Below are 2,483 nucleotides of genomic sequence, written 5' to 3'. Positions count from 1 at the left end.
TTAAGAATAACCAATATGTTGAACAGTTTTTAACTGTTTTGAAGGGAATCCCATTTTATTTTTGTTCTTAAGTTGATGGGCATGGGGTCACCATATCAAAAAAAGAAAATTGTACGTTTAGACACAATTTGGACACAAATTAACCGATTCCCTGTAGGTTAAGGAATCGGTTATTCAATTTATCATTTTTTTATAGGGTTTTTCTCTCGTAATGGTCTTAAATTATTAAAATTTGTTTTTTCATTTAAGTTCCAAACATAATCACCTGTCAACGTAATATGTTCCCATCCAAGTGGAGATATATGTTGTAAATATTCTTCTGGAATGTCCACGCCTTTTGCACGTAATGCATCTACTGCACGTGATACATGTATTGAGGTTTTTTCATGAAATTATATGCAAACAAAAAGAAAAGCGAGCTCTTTTATCTCGCTTTTCTTATATACAAGGGATTTAATGACAGATTATTTATAGTATACAATAAATATGAATAACATATAGTCATTTTACTATTTTATCAATACCGGTTTTGATATTATCACATTATATTTATTATTATATATTTATTATGTGTTTTTTAGACTGAAAAAATAGGTACTGAAATTTTTATGTTAATTAGACTACATGGTTGTAAGAAAGGATTGTTGGTAGAATGGTATTTACAGATTTAGAACGCTCTTTACAACAGGGGTTTCTCACTGATATTCGAGGAATTGTTCGTACGCTTCTTCAGGATATGGACTATGTTGTTGTAGAGGAAGATAAATCTTTTATTACGGATGCGTTTGTTGAGCAAGTAATGGTCTATCTAGAAAAAACACGTGTTTTTCAGAAGTGGATAGAAGTGGATTTTTCTACTGTTGAGCTAACAGAACTATTGCAACAGATGGAACACTCTATGCGGAGAAGAAAGTCTACCTTAAGACAGCGGAATTATTTTAACAGTTTACTATATGATTTAAGTCTACGAGAAGATATTCCAAAGGATTATTTATGTATGAAAAAGAGACTATTGCAATTGGAGCATCTGAAGGAACAGCAGAAAAAGGAAAAACTTCAAAATTAGGTCTCTACGAAGCAAATTAAAGTATTAAAAATTTCTTGGAGGAAAACGTTTGGAAGAGCATTAGAAATACCAGAGAATATAAAACAGAGTGAAGTAAATGAATTATTTAGTAAGATACATCGGAAGCAATGTAAGATACAAAGAGGAAATAGGGAGAATTTTGAGGAATAATATAGTTATAAGAATATAGATACTTAGATGAAGCCCTTGTATATATAAAACATTGGCGGAACAAATAGATGATATTAGGATATAAAAAACGTTCATCCAAAAAGGGGAAGATATTATGCCAAAAGCTTTCTATATGGATATTGAGTATTACGAGAGACCTGCAGATATATTGCGGATGCTTGGACATCCTATGCGTTTGATGATCGTTCGAGAATTAATTTCGAAAGGTCCATTAAATGTATCCGAGTTACAGAAGTTACTACGTGTTCCACAATCTACAATGTCACAGCAGTTAATAAAGTTAAAACAGTTTAAGATCGTTTCCTATGAGCGAAAAGGAAATGAGGTTTATTATATAGTGAGTGACGAAAAAGTAATTGAGGGCATGAAGAGAATAGAAGGTTTGCAACAGTGGATGTAAGAAGACCTGGAGAATATTTCTACAGATTGAGATAAACTTTTTTATAGTATATATGGTTTTAAAATAATGTAAACGATTACGCGATATGTGGAATATTATATTTTTTAAAAAAGGAGGGCATGTTTATGAAAGCAACAGGTATTGTACGAAAAGTAGATAATTTGGGACGAATTGTAATACCAAAAGAAACAAGAAAAACTTTACAGGTGGAAACAAGCGATGCTTTAGAATTTTTTGTAGAAGAAGATGCGATTGTTCTACAAAAATATACACCTCATGGTACTTGTCCTATCACAGGAGAAATATCTTCAAGGAATGTAAAACTAGTAGGTGGAAAGCTGACGTTGAGTCCAGAGGGGCTAAAACAACTGTTAGCTGAACTAGAACAATACAAAGTAACTGTATGAGAAGAATAGGGGGAGAATTCATTGGAAACGAAATTACAATCATTTCAAAAGGATAGAGGTAAGAACATACTATTTTCACAGGAACACTTATTACAAGAAGCGTTTCAAAAGAAGAAGGATATCACGTTAATCCTGTTAAAAGGACTACATATAAAAGGAATAATAAGAGGATATGATACTTTTTCTATTTTAATAGAATATGAGGGGAAACAACAGCTTGTATATAAACATGCAATCTCCACAATTCGATTCTAAACTAAAACAGTAGCGTGATTCCTACTGGATTCATGCTACTGTTAAAGAAGTATTATTTAGCTTTTACAGCTTCTTTTAATGCTTTCCCTGCTTTAAAGGCAGGTGTTTTTCCCGCAGGGATCGTAAGAGCTTCACCAGTATGTGGATTGCGTCCTTCACGGGC

4 protein-coding genes and 2 pseudogenes are annotated in these 2,483 nt (G+C 32.5%); 4 read left to right on the top strand and 2 right to left on the bottom strand.

The window, feature by feature from the left end; genetic code table 11:
• Window positions 1-182 precede the first annotated feature (182 nt).
• Window positions 183-377, bottom strand: a pseudogene (locus ATL10_RS30565) (Tn3 family transposase); the annotation flags it as partial.
• Between the two features lie 275 nt (window positions 378-652).
• Between ATL10_RS30565 and ATL10_RS30560 the strand changes: the two are divergent.
• The 4 genes and pseudogenes from ATL10_RS30560 (at window position 653) to hfq (ending at window position 2,320) form a co-directional block, all read left to right on the top strand.
• A pseudogene (locus ATL10_RS30560) lies at window positions 653-1,237 on the top strand (hypothetical protein).
• Between the two features lie 115 nt (window positions 1,238-1,352).
• Complete coding sequence (locus ATL10_RS30555; RefSeq protein WP_110498360.1) at window positions 1,353-1,658, top strand: ArsR/SmtB family transcription factor; 306 nt, start codon at window positions 1,353-1,355, stop codon at window positions 1,656-1,658.
• Window positions 1,659-1,783: 125 nt separating this feature from the next.
• Window positions 1,784-2,065 carry an AbrB/MazE/SpoVT family DNA-binding domain-containing protein gene (locus ATL10_RS30550; RefSeq protein WP_050845507.1) on the top strand — a complete coding sequence of 94 codons (282 nt, stop codon included), beginning with the start codon at window positions 1,784-1,786 and terminating at the stop codon, window positions 2,063-2,065.
• 21 nt (window positions 2,066-2,086) lie between these two features.
• Entirely contained in the window at window positions 2,087-2,320 is a 234-nt protein-coding gene (gene hfq, locus ATL10_RS30545; protein WP_000448532.1) for an RNA chaperone Hfq, read from the top strand.
• A gap of 52 nt (window positions 2,321-2,372) precedes the next feature.
• On the opposite strand, the gene ATL10_RS30540 is transcribed toward hfq, so the two are convergent.
• Window positions 2,373-2,483: HU family DNA-binding protein (locus ATL10_RS30540; RefSeq protein WP_181419376.1), on the bottom strand; the 111-nt coding region annotated here is incomplete at its 5' end.

The organism is Bacillus sp. 196mf, assembly GCF_003217275.1.
Lineage (GTDB): Bacteria > Bacillota > Bacilli > Bacillales > Bacillaceae_G > Bacillus_A > Bacillus_A thuringiensis_S.
Note: the sequence above shows the minus strand (reverse complement) of the source record. Positions and strands in the feature narration are given on the sequence as shown.

Coding starts and splice junctions, on each gene's coding strand:
- ATL10_RS30555 (WP_110498360.1), top strand. CDS start 1,353: ATGCCAAAAGCTTTCTATATGGATATTGAGTATTACGAGAGACCTGCA.
- ATL10_RS30550 (WP_050845507.1), top strand. CDS start 1,784: ATGAAAGCAACAGGTATTGTACGAAAAGTAGATAATTTGGGACGAATT.